The 15,381-nt window shown below is 60.4% G+C and carries 16 protein-coding genes and 1 tRNA gene; 11 read left to right on the top strand and 6 right to left on the bottom strand.

What is annotated here, in order from left to right; translation table 11 throughout:
• Positions 1–6: 6 nt before the first annotated feature.
• The 7 genes from fabD (at position 7) to gmk (ending at position 6,402) form a co-directional block, all read left to right on the top strand.
• Entirely contained in the window at positions 7–951 is a 945-nt protein-coding gene (gene fabD, locus AEYBE204_RS24220) for an ACP S-malonyltransferase (protein ID WP_031229791.1), read from the top strand.
• Positions 952–1,135: 184 nt separating this feature from the next.
• Positions 1,136–1,876, top strand: coding sequence for a 3-oxoacyl-[acyl-carrier-protein] reductase (gene fabG / locus AEYBE204_RS24215; protein WP_023460991.1), 741 nt, complete (start codon positions 1,136–1,138; stop codon positions 1,874–1,876).
• 173 nt (positions 1,877–2,049) lie between these two features.
• Positions 2,050–2,289, top strand: a complete 240-nt coding sequence (locus AEYBE204_RS24210; RefSeq protein ID WP_023460990.1) for an acyl carrier protein — start codon at positions 2,050–2,052, stop codon at positions 2,287–2,289.
• A gap of 222 nt (positions 2,290–2,511) precedes the next feature.
• Positions 2,512–3,795, top strand: coding sequence for a beta-ketoacyl-ACP synthase II (gene fabF / locus AEYBE204_RS24205; protein WP_023460989.1), 1,284 nt, complete (start codon positions 2,512–2,514; stop codon positions 3,793–3,795).
• 2 nt (positions 3,796–3,797) lie between these two features.
• On the top strand, positions 3,798–4,880 hold the full coding sequence (mltG, locus tag AEYBE204_RS24200; protein ID WP_031229789.1) for an endolytic transglycosylase MltG: 1,083 nt from the start codon (positions 3,798–3,800) through the stop codon (positions 4,878–4,880).
• Entirely contained in the window at positions 4,877–5,758 is an 882-nt protein-coding gene (locus AEYBE204_RS24195; protein ID WP_023460987.1) for a YicC/YloC family endoribonuclease, read from the top strand. The genes mltG and AEYBE204_RS24195 overlap by 4 nt, the downstream gene beginning before the upstream one ends.
• 2 nt (positions 5,759–5,760) lie before the next feature.
• Positions 5,761–6,402: a guanylate kinase gene (gene gmk, locus AEYBE204_RS24190; RefSeq protein WP_031229787.1), complete on the top strand. Its 642-nt coding sequence runs from the start codon at positions 5,761–5,763 to the stop codon at positions 6,400–6,402.
• A gap of 202 nt (positions 6,403–6,604) precedes the next feature.
• On the opposite strand, the gene AEYBE204_RS24185 is transcribed toward gmk, so the two are convergent.
• The 3 genes from AEYBE204_RS24185 to AEYBE204_RS0119875 are packed head-to-tail and all read right to left on the bottom strand — an operon-like array spanning position 6,605 to position 8,848.
• Complete coding sequence (locus tag AEYBE204_RS24185) at positions 6,605–7,087, bottom strand: cytochrome c family protein (protein WP_023460985.1); 483 nt, start codon at positions 7,085–7,087, stop codon at positions 6,605–6,607.
• 39 nt (positions 7,088–7,126) lie between these two features.
• Entirely contained in the window at positions 7,127–8,161 is a 1,035-nt protein-coding gene (locus AEYBE204_RS24180; RefSeq protein ID WP_023460984.1) for a hypothetical protein, read from the bottom strand.
• A gap of 9 nt (positions 8,162–8,170) precedes the next feature.
• Positions 8,171–8,848, bottom strand: a complete 678-nt coding sequence (locus tag AEYBE204_RS0119875; RefSeq protein ID WP_023460983.1) for a hypothetical protein — start codon at positions 8,846–8,848, stop codon at positions 8,171–8,173.
• Between the two features lie 113 nt (positions 8,849–8,961).
• Here AEYBE204_RS0119875 and AEYBE204_RS24175 point away from each other — a divergent pair, with 113 nt between their 5' ends.
• Both AEYBE204_RS24175 and AEYBE204_RS39825 read left to right on the top strand, forming a co-directional pair.
• On the top strand, positions 8,962–9,516 hold the full coding sequence (locus AEYBE204_RS24175) for a hypothetical protein (RefSeq protein ID WP_023460982.1): 555 nt from the start codon (positions 8,962–8,964) through the stop codon (positions 9,514–9,516).
• 87 nt (positions 9,517–9,603) lie between these two features.
• Positions 9,604–10,692 (top strand): VOC family protein, encoded by a 1,089-nt coding sequence (locus AEYBE204_RS39825; RefSeq protein WP_023460981.1) that lies wholly within the window; start codon positions 9,604–9,606, stop codon positions 10,690–10,692.
• Here the strand turns inward: AEYBE204_RS39825 and AEYBE204_RS24170 are convergent.
• Positions 10,689–10,958 (bottom strand): hypothetical protein, encoded by a 270-nt coding sequence (locus tag AEYBE204_RS24170; protein ID WP_023460980.1) that lies wholly within the window; start codon positions 10,956–10,958, stop codon positions 10,689–10,691. The two genes, AEYBE204_RS39825 and AEYBE204_RS24170, sit on opposite strands and share 4 nt — an antisense overlap.
• 83 nt (positions 10,959–11,041) lie before the next feature.
• Positions 11,042–11,117, bottom strand: a tRNA-Thr gene (locus AEYBE204_RS24165).
• A 160-nt stretch (positions 11,118–11,277) separates the two neighbouring features.
• Here AEYBE204_RS24165 and metG point away from each other — a divergent pair.
• The gene (gene metG / locus AEYBE204_RS24160; protein ID WP_023460979.1) at positions 11,278–12,990 is read left to right on the top strand and encodes a methionine--tRNA ligase; all 1,713 of its coding nucleotides are present in this window, start codon (positions 11,278–11,280) and stop codon (positions 12,988–12,990) included.
• Here the strand turns inward: metG and AEYBE204_RS24155 are convergent.
• Positions 12,987–14,114: a GNAT family N-acetyltransferase gene (locus AEYBE204_RS24155; RefSeq protein WP_023460978.1), complete on the bottom strand. Its 1,128-nt coding sequence runs from the start codon at positions 14,112–14,114 to the stop codon at positions 12,987–12,989. The genes metG and AEYBE204_RS24155 overlap by 4 nt on opposite strands.
• 170 nt (positions 14,115–14,284) lie before the next feature.
• On the opposite strand from AEYBE204_RS24155, the gene AEYBE204_RS24150 reads away from it, so the two are divergent.
• The gene (locus tag AEYBE204_RS24150) at positions 14,285–15,214 is read left to right on the top strand and encodes a CAP domain-containing protein (protein WP_023460977.1); all 930 of its coding nucleotides are present in this window, start codon (positions 14,285–14,287) and stop codon (positions 15,212–15,214) included.
• Positions 15,215–15,381 lie beyond the last annotated feature (167 nt).

Raw genomic sequence — 15,381 nt, 5'->3', positions numbered from 1 at the left:
AGACACATGACTTTGGCATTCGTTTTTCCGGGGCAGGGCGCGCAGAGCGTCGGTATGGGCGGAGAGCTTTACGACACCTTCGCCGCGGCGCGCGCGGTGTTTGAAGAGGTCAATGACGCTCTGGGGCAAGACTTGCTCAAGCTGATGCGCGAAGGCCCGGAAGCCGATCTGACCCTGACTGAAAACGCCCAGCCCGCCCTGATGGCGACCTCGCTGGCGGTGGTGCGGGTGCTTAAGGCCGATTTCGGCGTCGACGTGTCGCAAGCTGCTTTCTGTGCCGGACACTCGCTCGGCGAATATTCCGCACTGGCGGCGATGGAGGTCCTGACGCTTTCAGATGCTGCGCGTCTGCTGAAACTGCGTGGTCAGGCCATGCAGCGCGCCGTACCGGTGGGCGAAGGCGCTATGGCGGCCCTGATCGGGGCCAAGGCCGATCTCGATCTGGCCGAAGCCGCCTGTGAGGCCGGTCGTGCGGCGGGTGTCGTGGTGGTGGCCAATGACAACAATGCCGGTCAGATCGTCATTTCCGGTGAAAAGGCCGCGGTCGATCTGGCCATCGAAAAGGCCAAGGAACTGGGCGCCAAGGCCATGTTGCTGAACGTCTCCGCCCCCTTCCACAGCCCGCTGATGAAGCCCGCCGCCGAAGAAATGGCTGCGGCTCTGGCCAAGACAACGATCCACGATCCGAAGTCGGTGCTGGTCGCCAATGTCACGGCGCAACCCGTCGGCGACAAAGCGCAATATGTTCCGCTGCTGGTCGAACAGGTCACGGGCCGCGTCCGCTGGCGCGAATCGGTGCAGTGGCTGGCAACTGAAGGCGGCGTGACGAAATTTGCCGAACTGGGTGCGGGCAAGGTGCTGACCGGGATGATCAAGCGGCTTGCGCCCGATGCGGAATCCGTTGCCTTGAACGGTGCGGCTGATTTCGAAGCCTTCGTCAAGAGTCTCTAAAGTATTTTTGACCACAGAAAACACAGAAAGCACGGAAAAACAGTGAGAATATCAGCGCAAAGCGCCTGAAACCTTCACCAGCAACAAAATAGAAGGACGGCCCTTCGGGCGGGATTTCAGCGCAAAGAAGTCCGTGCTTTCCGTGTTTTCCGTGGTAAATCTTCCCTTGAATTAAGGAGCCACCATGTTCGATCTTTCCGGCAAGACCGCGCTCGTTACGGGTGCCACCGGCGGCCTTGGGGCCAATATCGCCCGCGCGCTGCACAAGCAGGGCGCGAAGGTCGTCCTGTCCGGCACGCGCGAAGCCGTGCTTCAGGAACTGGCCGCCGAACTCGGCGACAATGCGTTTATCGCGCCCTGCAACCTGTCCGACGCCGCCGAAGTCGACGGTCTGATCGCCAAGGCCGAAGCCGCCGCCGGGTCGCCGCTCGACATCCTCGTCGCCAATGCCGGGATCACCAAGGACGGCCTGATCCTGCGTATGAAGGACGAGGACTGGGAAGCGGTGATCAAGGTCAATCTCGAATCCTATTTCCGCCTGTCGCGCGCCGCCGTGAAGGGCATGATGAAGCGCCGCTTCGGTCGCATCATCGGCATCACCTCGGTGGTTGGCGTCATGGGCAATCCGGGCCAGACCAACTATGCCGCCTCGAAGGCCGGCATGATCGGCTTTTCCAAGGCTCTGGGACAGGAAGTGGCCAGCCGTAACATAACGGTGAACTGCATCGCGCCCGGTTTTATCGCCTCGCCGATGACCGACGTCTTGAATGATGCCCAGCGTGAGGCCATCTTGGCTAAGATACCCGCTGGCAAGCTGGGGGAAGGGGCCGACATCGCGTCGGCCGCCGTCTACCTCGCCAGCAACGAGGCGGGTTACGTCACCGGTCAAACCCTGCACGTCAATGGCGGCATGGTGATGATCTAATCGACGTTTCATCGCGTTTAGTTGTGCAAGACCACCCTGAGCCACCGTTAAAACCGCTTGAAACCTGCACACAGTGTGCATAAAAGGCAGTTGGCTTAGATTCTTCTACCCGGCCCCAACAAAGCCTTAAGCCGCTTTGGGTCGTGTTTACCAAAACCTCTAGAGGGCCCGATATGTCTGAAGTTCTTGAACGTGTTCGCAAGATTGTGATCGATCACCTGGATGCCGATCCGGATAAGGTCACCGATAAGGCGAGCTTCATCGACGATCTGGAAGCCGACAGCCTCGACATCGTCGAGTTGGTCATGGCTTTCGAAGAAGAGTTCGACATCGAAATTCCCGATGATTCGGCCGAGCACATCCTGACCGTTGGCGACGCCGTCAACTACATTCAGGAAAAGCTTGCCGCTTAATCTGAATTACCGGAAAAAGGGCGTGGTTTACGACGGGTTTTCACACCGGTCCTAAGCCGCGCCCTCTTGCTATTCAGGACGCATTTCAGGATGCGTTCTATAGATCAGAATGACTTAGATAGAATCGTCATTCCGATCTAAATTTCTTGTTTTGTCGCGATATGGTAGCTGAAAAGCGCTCACACTTTTCAGCATATCGCTCTAAGACGATAAGGGTATCGAATGGTTCGTCGCGTTGTCATCACAGGTCTTGGTCTCGTCTCGCCGCTGGGCGCAGGGGTCGAAATTTCCTGGAAACGTCTGCTGGAAGGTCAATCGGGCGCCGGTCCGATCACCGCTTTCGACACGACGGACTATGCCTGTACCATCGCCTGTGAAATCCCCAGCGTCGATGGACGCGGTGGCGGCGGTCCCGACATCGAAGGCTCGTTCGACCCGTCGAAAGTCCTGTCGAACAAGGAACGTCGCAAGGTCGACGACTTTATCCTTTACGCCATCGCCGCCGCCGACGAAGCCCTGAACGATGCCAACTGGCACCCCGAAGCCGAGGATGATCAGTTCCGTACCGGTGTCATGATCGGATCGGGCATTGGTGGCCTGGGCGTCATCGCCGAAACCGCGCTGGAACTTAAGGAAAAAGGGCCGAAGCGCATCTCGCCCTTCTTCATTCCGTCGTCCCTGATCAATCTGGCATCGGGTCAGGTCTCGATCCGTCACGGCCTCAAGGGCCCGAACCACGCGGTCGTCACGGCCTGCGCCACCGGGGCCCACGCCATCGGCGACGCTGCCCGCCTGATCAAGTCCGGCGACGCCGACGTCATGGTCGCAGGCGGCGCCGAATCGGCGATCGTGCCGATCGGGATAGCGGGCTTCATCGCCTGCCGCGCCCTGTGCACGGCCTTCAACGACGAACCGACCAAGGCCTCGCGCCCCTACGACAAGGACCGTGATGGCTTCGTCATGGGCGAAGGCGCGGGCATCGTCGTCCTCGAAGAATACGAACACGCCAAGGCGCGCGGCGCGAAAATCTACGCCGAAGTGCTGGGCTACGGCCTGTCGGGCGACGCCTACCACATCACCGCGCCTTCGGAAGACGGCGACGGCGGCTACCGCGCCATGATCGCGGCGGCCAAGAACGCCAATATCGACCCGGCAAGCATCGACTACGTCAATTCGCACGGCACGTCGACCATGGCCGACGGTATCGAGCTGAAAGCCATCGAGAAGTTCCTTGGCGCGCGCGCGGCGACCGGCACGGTTTCCTCGACCAAGTCGGCCATCGGGCACCTGCTCGGCGGCGCGGGTGCGGTCGAGGCGATCTTCTGCGCCCTGGCCATCCGCGATCAGGTCGCCCCGCCGACGATCAACCTCGACAATCCGGCCTATGAGACGACCATCGACCTTGTGCCGCATAAAGCCAAGCCGATGAAGATCGACACCGTCATGTCGAACTCGTTCGGCTTCGGCGGCACCAATGCGGCGCTCATCCTCGGCAAAGTCGACTAGCCATGACGAAACGAAAGGCCCGTCCTGCCCCGCGGCGAAAATCCAAGCGCCTGATGGCGCCTGTGGCGGGCCTTTTGTCCGGAATCGTCCTGCTGCTTCTGGCGGCAGGACTCTTTGTTTATGCCAATACCTACGGCCCCGGTCCATCGGCTAAGGGCGGCGAGGTAACCTGGGTCGTCGTCGAGCGCGGGCAGGGACTCAACGCCATCGCCAAAAAACTCAAGGCCGCCGGAGTGATCCGCTCGGTGTCAGCCTTCCGTCTGGCGGCCAAATTCGACGGCCGCGATAAATCCCTGCGCGCCGGGACCTACGAGTTTCCCTCGCGCCTGTCGATGATGGGTGTGTTGGATCAGATTCTCGAAGGCCGTGTCGTCCAGCATTTCGTCACCATCCCCGAAGGCCGTACTTCCGCGATGGCCGTGCGTATCCTGATGGCGACGACCGGGCTCAAGGGCGACATCGACGTACCGCCCGAAGGCTCCATCCTGCCGGAAACCTATCAGTACGAGATCGGCGAGACGCGTCAGGCCGTGCTCGACCGGATGCTGGCGGCGGGCCGTGAGACGCTGGACGAACTGTGGGAAACGCGCGCGCAAAACCTGCCGATCAAGACCAAGGAAGAGGCTCTGATCCTCGCCTCCGTGGTCGAGAAGGAAACCGGCATCGCCTCGGAACGCCCCAAGGTGGCCGCGGTTTTCGTCAATCGCCTGCGTACCGGGATGCGGCTGCAATCGGACCCGACCGTGGTCTATGGCGTGTCGAAGGGCGAGCCGTTGGGGCGTGGTCTGAAGCGTTCGGAACTCGATACGCCGACACCGTGGAACACCTATCTGATCGACGGGTTGCCGGTGACGCCGATCGCCAATCCGGGCAAGGCGGCGCTTGAGGCCGTGCTGAATCCGCCGGAGACTAAGGACGTCTATTTCGTCGCCGACGGCACGGGCGGTCACGTCTTTGCCGAGACCTACGAGCAGCACCTGCTTAATGTCGCCAAATGGCGCGTCATCGAGGCCGACGGCGGCAAGATCAAGGCCGATGCGGCGCAAACCGTGGCAAAGGACGCCCCCAAGGAGTCTGGCCAATGACCTTGTCGAGCATGACCGGTTTCGCCCGCGTCGAAGGCCGCCATGGCGATATCGGCTGGGTCTATGAGGCGCGTTCGGTCAATGGGCGATCGCTCGATATCAAGGTGCGTACCCCCGCCGGGTACGATGCCGTGGAGCGCGCGGCAAAAGATCTCGGCAAGGCGCGGTTTCAGCGCGGACAGGTGTCCTTGACGCTTACCGTGCGCACGGCGGAAACCAAATCCGAATTTACCGTCAATCACAAGCTGCTCGACTACTATCTGGAGGTCGGCCAAAGCCTGATGGCGCAAGGGCAGGCAACCATGCCCAGCCTGCACGGTCTGTTGTCCTTGCGCGGTGTAATCGAAGCTGCCGGAACCGAAGAAACGCCGGACGGATTCGCAGCGATCGAAGCGCCGCTGCTGGCCGATCTCGGCGCGGTGCTGGAACAACTGAAAGAAGCGCGCCTGCACGAAGGTCGCGCCTTGCACGACATCCTCAGCCAGCATTTGGCGGCCATTACCGACGGCGTCGATCGCGCCGAAGCGCTCACATCGCAGCAGGCCGATACGATCCGCGAGCGCTTCTCGCGCCGCCTGAACGAGCTTCTCCCCGACAGCGATCTTCAGGAGCGCATCCTTCAGGAAGCCGCCGTCATGGCCGTCAAGGCCGATGTGCGCGAAGAACTGGATCGCCTGCGCGCTCATATCGCCTCGGCGCACGAACTGCTGACCGATGCGGCGTCGCAGGGGCGTAAACTCGATTTCCTGTCGCAGGAATTCATGCGCGAAGCCAATACCCTCTGTTCGAAATCGGCCTTCAACGACCTGACGAAAATCGGTCTGGACCTCAAGGCCGTGATCGATCAGTTCCGTGAACAGGTTCAAAACGTAGAGTAGAAATGCCCAATTCCCAGCGTCTTCGTCGTGGTCTCATGCTGATCGTCTCCTCGCCGTCTGGCGCGGGCAAGACGTCTCTGTGCCGCCGTTTGATGGCCGATCATCCGGATCTCGATCTGTCGATTTCGGTGACGACGCGTTCGGCGCGGCCGGGTGAAAAGGATGGCCGCGAATACCACTTCATCAGCGACGACGCGATGAACGGGCTGGTCCGCGATGATGCCCTGCTGGAATGGGCGGCGGTTCACGATCACCGTTATGGCTCGCCGCGCGAACCGGTCGAAAACGCGCTGTCCAAGGGTCAGAACGTCCTGTTCGACATCGACTGGCAAGGGGCGCAGCGTATCTCGGCCAAGGCCCCGTCCGACGTGGTGCGGGTGTTTATCCTGCCGCCGTCGATGGAAGAACTCAAGCGCCGTCTCTATGCCCGTGCGCAGGACGCCGACGACGTGATCCAGCGCCGCCTCAGTCGCGCCAAGGGTGAGATCGCGCACTGGGCGGAATATGATTATGTAATTTTAAACGACGATTTCGACCGGTCCTATGCGGAACTGGTCCACATCTATCACTCGGAAACGGCGCGCCGCTCGCGCGGTTTGTGGATCGCGCCGTTTGTCGATGAACTGATGGGCGAAGAGATTTAAACGAGGCTATTTCTTATACTCCCCCGGCGCGCTGGGGGAGGTGGCTGCAAGCGAAGCAGACGGAGGTGGGCTCGCTCACGATGGTTCACCCTCCGTGCGTTGGAATTGAAGCGCTGGCCCCTACCACCACATCTCACCACTTCGTGGCTCGTGCGGTCCCCCTCCCCAGCAAGCTGGGGAGGTATAGATATGCAGACAACGTTTACTTCTTCGGTGTCGTTTCGACCTTAAGATAAGCGATCAGATTATGGCGCTCGGTCTCGTCTTTGATGCCCGGAAAGCCCATCTTGGTGCCGGGGACGGTGGATTGAGGGTGCGTCAGGTAGTCGTCCAACGTCGCATAGTCCCAGGTTACCTTGTCCTTAATTCCGTGGGCCTTCATGGCGTCGGAAAACTGATAATCGGCTTTGCTGCCCGCCACACGGCCAAAGACACCGTGCAGGTTCGGGCCGACCATGTTAATCCCGCCCTCAAACGCCGTATGGCAGGATCGGCACTTGTTCCACGCCTTTTCGCCCGCCACCAGATCGGCGGTATTGTACGGCGCAGGCAAGGTGGCGAGCAGGGCGGCTTTTTCGGCCTCGGTCGGGCCGGCCGGTGGGGCGGCCTTTGGCGCGCTGGCTGGTTTTTCGCCGCATGCCGTCAACAACAATCCCGCCGCCACAACCGTTATCGCCACACGCATCGTTTGCCTCCCTTAGTCCGGAGACGATGTAGCGCAGGCTCAGAAGTTTGGCGAGACGACAATCGGCTCGATGCGGCAGAATTGCAGCGTCGAAACGCCGCAGGGCTCGCTGTTGCTGTCCTCATGCCCTGCCAGCGGGATCAGGTGTACGGGCGTGAAACCGGCGACTGGATCGACGCGATAGGCGTATTGGTTCTTGCCGATGTCCTGCTGGCGCCATTTCGTGCCGTTGGCAGCCTTGATCGACACGAATAGCACGGTGCGGCAGTCGAGATAGCCGCATGGATCTTCGGCGCGTCTGGCTACGAAGTCTTCGGTGTCGGGGAACGCGCAATAGGAATTGTCGTTGTCGAAGCTCCAGTCGCCAATGCCGTCGCCGTTGAGGTCGGGCGTGCGATTGGCGAGGGCCTGTTCGCTGGCCAGTTCGCCGCCACGCGATTTACAGGCCTCACTGGTGGTTGCGATCAGCACCGCGAGCGGTGCGGGCGGATCGGGGGCGTCGCTCAGATAGTTGTCCATCGCCTGCGGCAGAGCCGCAATGTGGACCAGGGGGGCTTTGGCGTAGCGTGCCGACGGCATCAGATAGCCGTCCGGCGACCATTCAAAGGCAAACGGGCATTCGTCGGCCCCGAAACTGCCGCAGGCCGTGCCATGCAGATCGACCCACAGCCACTGACGCTTTTCGTTCTGAACCGCGTGCAGTTTCCATTCACGGACCTGCTTGTCCATGACTAGTGTATAGCCGTCGCCCTCCTTGACCCAGATTTGCAGCGGGCAGCCGCCGGTGCCGCACAGCGCGCCTTGTGGATCGGCTTCGACGTCGATCATCCAGTCCGGTTCGGCATTGCCGCTGAGATAAACGGGTCGCAGGACCTGCTTTTTGACGAAGTAGGCCGTTTGATCGGACCTTGGGCGCGGGGCCCAGGCGTTATCCGGATCGGCGTAGTCGTAGTCGAAATACATCTTCATGGCCGCATCGGCGACGACCTTCGGCGGCTGAGGCCGAGCCGCAGAGGCCACGAACGGGATGGCCAAAAACAACGCGAATATAAGGGCTTGTCTCAGGCGCTTCATGTGCGTGATCTAACGTGCATAGGTGCCGGCAGGCGACCACACGGCGGCGGGACCGCCCGACACACCGACCGGCGGCACGACGATGACGACATCCTTGCCGTCGACCTTGAGGCTGGCCTTGCTGGCGGCGGCCTCGATCCCCTGCTGCGAGAAGGGCAGAGCACCGGCGGGGCGGGTGACGGTTTGCAGCGGCGACAGGCCGTCCAGCGTTACCTCGAACACGTGGCCGCCGACCGTGATTTTCGCCGAGACGCTTGACGGGGCCTTGCTGTCGTCGATGACGATCTCGGCGGGCAGGGCGGGCGCGGTCTCGAACGGCGTGCCCTTGAAGATTTGCGGACCGAAATAGGCGCCGACTTCGGGCTTGCCGGAGACGAAGCCCATGACCAGCGGCGGCTTGGCGGCGTCAGGCTGAAACAGAATCATGCCGCTGGCGGCGCTGCCCCTGGGCGTGGTGACCAGACGGGCCACGTGGACGATGACATTGGGCTGCTTCAGCGACGCGTCTGTGACGGCGGCCAGATCGACCCCACCTTCCCAAGTCATCCATTGAGTCACATCGGTGGCAGGGGCCGAAGCCGGTTCGGTTGCGGTCGCATCGCCGGTCGCTTCGGGCTTGGCACAGGCGGCCAGCGGCAGGAGCGCGAGTGTGCCGAGCAAGGCGCGGCGGGCTAGAATGTCGGACATAGATGTTTCCCCTGATTTTTGATAACGTCACTATGCTTAGGCGCAAATCAGCAAAGCCCCCACTTACAAACCTTGTCATGTGAAATTGCCGCACGATTCGGTTAGGACGAGGCATGCTCGAAGCCCGTTTTACGCATTTCTATAATCTCATCGTCATCATGGGTATCGCCGCCTTGCTGGGTTTTGAAGCGTGGCTGCTGATCGGCCTCGGCGCGGGCTGGGAAATCGTGCACACGCCGGAAGGGACGCGGTTCGAATTTACACAGGGCGCGCTATTTATCGCCCTGATGTGTCTGGTCTTCGTGCCTTTGTGGCTGACGCACGCGATCGATCTGATCCGGCCCGGCTTGATCCTGCGCATCGACCACACGGGCCTGTTCGACCGGCGTTTGACGCGCGGCCCGGTGCGCTGGGACGATATCGCAACCCTGCGCCTTTATCGCAAAGGCTGGCAATGGGTGCTGCAAATGGACCTGAAACCGGCCCCAGTGGATTGGCCGGAGGATTATCGCCCGTCGATGGCCTATCCGATCTTTGCTCTCAACCGTCTGGCGGCCCGCTGGCAAAAATGCCCTGAGTTGCATGTCGGGCTCGGCGGCCTGACCGTCAGCGACACAGTATTGCTTGATCAGATAAAGACGTATCGCCCAAACCTTATCCAGCCCTAGTCACGCGGTTTTGACCGCCGCCGCCGGTAATTTTCGTTAATATAATCAGCGTAAGGTTGAGGAAATATTTGTGCGCGGGAGGATTATATGGCGGCGTATCGCACGGCATTGCCGGATCTGCCGTTTCTGCCTCAGGGCGAAAAAGCCTATTCGGCCCTGTATGCCTCGGCGATGGAGCGTCTGGTCGAGGTGGTGCAGGACTTGTCTCGTGCCCGCGACCTGAATCACGTCATTCGTATCGTGCGGGATGCCGCGCGAGACCTTACCGGCGCCGACGGAGCCACCTTCGTTCTGCGCGACGGCGAGCAGTGCTACTACGTCGATGAAAACGCCATCGCGCCCCTGTGGAAAGGCAAGCGCTTTCCCCTGAGCCTGTGCATCAGCGGCTGGGCCATGCTCAACCGCGAAACGGCAGTCATCGAGGATATCTATAGTGACCCGCGCATCCCGCACGAAGCCTATCGTCCGACCTTCGTCAAAAGTCTCGTTATGGTGCCTATTCGCTCGGATCAGCCGGTGGGCTCGATCGGCAATTACTGGGCTTACCGGCACCGTCCGACGCCCGAAGAAGTCATGATCCTTCAGGCTTTGGCGGACTCGGCCTCCGTCGCGATGGAAAATGTGCGCCTGATCAACGATCTTGAGCAAAATGCTGAGATGTTGCGCAGCCTGCAAAGCCAGTTGGATGCGCGGGAGGACGTGCAATCCCTGCTGCGTCAGGCGGTGTCACGCGATGCCGATTTCCCCGACATGGTCAGGGATGAGCCTGGGCAGGAAGCCGCGCCCATGATCGCCACGACCCTGATGTTCAGCGGTCAGGCCGAAGCGGCCATGAATTTCTACGTGTCGCTGTTTCCCAACTCCCGCGTCGTTTCGCTGGACAAATACGTCTCAAAAGAGGGCGGCAAACCCGGCACCGTGCGTCAGGCGCGGTTCACCCTCAACGACAGCCCGTTCACTTGTCTCGACAGCCCCATAAAGCACGAATTCGGCTTTACGCCGGCAACCTCGGTCACCGTATCGGTTCCTACAGAAGCCGAAGTCGATCGGCTGTTTGCCGCTCTGTCCGAAAGTGGGCAGGTGCTGATGCCGCTGGCGGCCTACGATTTCAGCCCGCGCTTCGGCTGGGTCAATGATCGCTTCGGCGTGTCGTGGCAGATCGGTTTGGCGTCTTAAGATCGCCGGTAGTTCTGGTCGATTTCCTGAGAATTGAGCCGCTCTTCCGAACCGTCGATATAGATGCGGTATTCGACGGCGCCGACCTTATTGACCTCACCCTGTTCGATGCGATTGATGATGGCCGGACCGCCGTAGCGCGTCATCAGGTCGGGGTCCTTGATCTGGTGATTGACCGTCGGTGTCGCTACGAAATCGAAGTCGTCCGAAGCGAAAACCTCTTCACCGGTATTGTTGTCGAAGAAGCGATAGGCCAGACCGGGCATGGGTCGTCTCCCTTATTGGTTAGCCTTCGAGACTAACGCCGGGGCGCGTAAAAAACCAATGCGCGTCAAAGTAAAGGAAGGTCTGGTGCCGGTTACAAGATTCGAACTCGTGACCTGATGTTTACAAAACAACTGCTCTACCAACTGAGCTAAACCGGCACACAGGTGGGCCGTTATGCCTATGCGATGTCACAAAGGCAACGGCAAAGACGAAGGCGCGGCGACAATTTTGTGATTAATTCCGGTGAAGACGGTGTTTTCCCTGTCCGACATAGTTTAAGAACAGCGCACTGATTTTCATTACCGTTTCGCTGGTCTTATGTCCCGTATCCTCATCACTTCCGCGCTTCCCTATATCAACGGCATCAAGCACCTCGGCAATCTGGCCGGGTCCATGCTGCCGGCCGACGTCTATGCGCGGTTCATGCGGGCGCGCGGGCATGAGGTTCTGTACATCTGCGCCACGGATGAGCATGGCACACCCGCCGAGCTTGCCGCCGCCAAGGCTGGGCAGGACGTGCGCACCTATTGCGACGAGCAGCACGAGGTGCAGAAAAACGCCGGTGACGCCTTCGGCCTGAGCTATAACTGGTTCGGGCGGTCGTCGTCGCCGGAAAACCGTGCCCTGACGCAGATGTTCTGCGAGGCGCTGGACGCCAACGGTCTGATCGAGGAACGCACCGACAAGATGGTCTATTCCATCGATGACGGGCGCTTCCTACCGGACCGCTACGTCGAAGGCACCTGTCCGCATTGCAAGTTCGAAAAGGCGCGCGGCGATCAATGCGACAATTGCGGGCGACTGCTCGATCCGACCGACCTGATCGATCCTTATTCGGCGGTGTCGGGCTCGCGGAACCTCGAAGTGCGCGACACCAAGCATCTCTATCTGTTGCAAACCAAGGTCGAGCCGCAACTGCGCGCGTGGATCGAATCGAAGACCGAGTGGCCCCAACTGGCCAAGTCCATCGCCATGAAGCACCTCGAAGAGGGGCTAATCGACCGTGGCATCACACGCGATCTGAAATGGGGCGTGCCGGTGACGAAAGACGGTCAACCGCGCGAAGGCTTTGAAAACAAGGTCTTCTACGTATGGTTCGATGCGCCGATCGAATATATCGGTGCCACGCAGGAATATTTCAACGCACAGGGCGATGCCGACGGTTGGGCGAAATGGTGGCGTCTCGATCAGGGCGCCGACGACGTGACCTATGTCGAATTCATGGGCAAGGACAATGTCGCCTTCCACACGGTCAGCTTCCCGGCGACGATCATCGGGTCGGGCGAACCGTGGAAGATGGTCGATACGCTGAAGGCCTTCAACTGGCTCAACTGGTACGGCGGCAAGTTCTCGACCTCGATGAACCGCGGCGTCTTCATGGATCAGGCGCTGGAGCTTCTGCCCGCCGATTACTGGCGCTGGTATCTGATCTCGCAGTCGCCGGAAGGCTCGGATTCGTCGTTCACCTGGGAGCAGTTCCAGGGCGCGGTGAACAAGGACCTCGCCGACGTGCTGGGCAATTTCGTCAACCGCATCACCAAGTTCACCGAGACCAAGATGGGCGGCATTGTCCCCGAAGGCGGTGAAGCGGGTGAACTGGAAGAGAAGCTCTATGCCGACCTGTCGGTGCTGCTGACCGAGGCGACCGAAGCCTTCGAGGCGATGGAGATGCGCAAGGCCGCCCAAGCCGTCCGCGCCATCTGGGTGCTCGGCAACGTTTATTTGCAGGAAGCCGCGCCGTGGACCGCGCTCAAGACCGACGCCGTGCGCGCCGGGGTCGTAGTGCGCCACGGGCTGAATTTGGTGCGGTTATTCGCGGCGCTGGCCCAACCGCTGATCCCGTTCACGGCGGAAAAGATCGCCGCCACGGTGAGCACAACCTTGCCGCTCGACTGGCCGACCACGGACGCCAGGGCGGAACTGTCGAAGCTCGTGTCGGGTACGCTGGTCGCCTCGGGCGAGGTGCTGTTCAAGAAGATCGACGAGGACATGCTCGCTGACTGGGCCGCGCGGTTTGGTGGGGAGGCCTAAAACATTTCGGCGGCGATCATCGTGCCGCCGATCAGGCCAAGCAGGCTGACGAAAGCCAGAACCGACTTGCGCGTGCGCATGACCACACGACGCGATAGCTGCCAGCCCGCCATGACCTGACCCGACAGGCGCGTCTCGCAGGCGCGGATGATCGACACCCGCGTCTTTAGATGCAGGTCGATCAGCGGTGCGGTCGTCTGGACATAGCCTTCGCGACAAGGCTGACGTTTAGTCGTCATGGTCGCCTTATAGACCTCGTCGCCGCAGCCGAAATCGACACGGGTAATGCCGTCCTGCGCCGCCGCTTTCAGGATATCCAGCGACAAAAGGATGCCGGGGCCGTAGCGGCTATAGTCCGGTTCGTAGGCCGGGAACCACAGGTGCAAACTGTCGTCGCTGCGCAGGGCGATTTCGGCGGCGATCACCTTGCCGTCGTGGCGGTAAACCCCTGCCATCAGACCGAAACGCGCGTCGGTTTGCGCGCTCAGGGTGTTTAGCATGTCCTGCGTCCAGCCGCAGGCGAAGACATCGTGGAGTCCGGTACGCTTATACTGACGGCGTTTGTGCGTGACCACCCAGTCGATCAGGTCGGGCGTGGCGGCTTCCCATGAAAACGTCAGGCCCGGCAGGTCTTTTTGCAGGTTGCGGCGGCAGCGTTCGGTGTTGCGATAAAACTTCTTATGCGCGTCGTAGCAGGCCTTGTAATGAGCATCGAAACCGTCGCCGAGGTCGGCATAAAGACGGAATCGTTCCGTGCCTTGTAGCAGCGGATTGACCCAGCCATTGAACTCGATCCGGCGCGCCTTGAGATGGTTGAGTACCTCTCCGATGTCGATTCGAGTCCCTGATGCGGCAATCACGCCGTGAAAATCGGTCAACGGCGCGCCGAGCGGCTGGATGACGCCACCACGCTTTTGAAACGGCAGGAATCCAATAAGGTAACCATCGGCGTAAAGTTTGGCGACGCGGGCGTGCGGCACGGTTTCGCACAGGGCCACGACGTAACGGACATCGAAATAAGAACCTGACAAGTCTGGATTTTCAGAGACCCACTGCGACCATAAATCCTTGTCGGTGTCGCTCAGTTCAGCCGGTCTGATCACGTCCACCCGCGTGATAGTCATGTGAGATATTCCCCTGAAGGCTGAATTGGCACAGTGTTTAATCGCGCTGCACATTACATGCCTGAAACAAATGACAGGTAAACACGGTATCTTTTTATGCGGTAACCCCTGAACGCGGGTTTTTGCACCGGTGGGCCTGTGGCACAGTTCCCGGCGTGAAGGGGATTTCCATGAAAACGCTTGTTTCCGCCATCGTCATGATGTCTGCATTGATAACCGGTCAGGCTATTGCCCAAGACCCGGCCTATGCGTCGAAAGCCGCCGCGCTTTATCGCGTTGCGCCGGATATCGGCGGCTGCAAGTCGGGTGAACTGACAGCGGCGGAAAAGCAAAAGGCACTCGATACGGTCAACGATATCCGTCGTCTGCACGCCTTGCCGCCAGTGGTCTACGACCCGGCCGGTGACGAAGAGGTGATGCAGATATCGCTGATGACGGCGGCCAACGGTCAACTGAGCCATTCGCCGTCAAAAGACTGGCGTTGTTATTCGCCGGCGGGCGCGAAGGGGGCTAACAGCGGCAATTTGCACGGCGGGCTGATATCGCCCTATTTGAGTTTCGATTCGACCGAAGCCATCGTCATCGGCTGGGTGACAGATGCGCTGAACGCCGTGCCGGACAATGTCGGTCACCGCCGCTGGATACTCGATCCGTTCCTGAAACAGATCGCTTTCGGGCGTGTGAGCGGGGCGACAGCGGGTGGCATGACCGAAGGCGCCGCAATGAAGGTCATCTATCCGTCGAGCAGCGCGACGACGACCAAGGCCGAGTTCGTCGCCTATCCGTACGGCGATTATCCGGCCAAATATTTCGATCCGAAAGCGTTGCTATCGTTCGGCGCGATCATCGACACGAGCTCAAGCTGGAACAATCAGGCCGTCGATTATTCGAATGCCAAGGTGACTATCACGCGGCGCGGCGGTGGTGCGATGAGTCTTGGGAAAATCGCCTATGACAATTACGGCTTCGGGATGCCGAACAATTTGCAGGTTCAGACTCCGGCGCTGTCATACGGCGTTTATTACGACGTCAGCATCACCAATGTGAAGGTGAGGGGTGTCCCGCGCGATTACAGCTACTGGTTCAGGATTGTTCAGTAGCGCTTCGCGCCCCCTCCGTCTTTTTGCCTTTGGCAAAAATCCACCTCCCCACTGCGTAGGGAGGAGGGAGAAAAGAAAAAGCCCGCTGAGGGGACTCAGCGGGCTTTCATTTAGTTCAAGGCTTCGACACCTGCGCCCGATTAGGGGTGCAGGGTCGCGACCCTGCC

Origin of the sequence: Asticcacaulis sp. YBE204 (assembly GCF_000495855.1) — a bacterium.
Taxonomy (GTDB): domain Bacteria; phylum Pseudomonadota; class Alphaproteobacteria; order Caulobacterales; family Caulobacteraceae; genus Asticcacaulis.
This window is presented reverse-complemented; position numbering and strand designations above follow the sequence as displayed.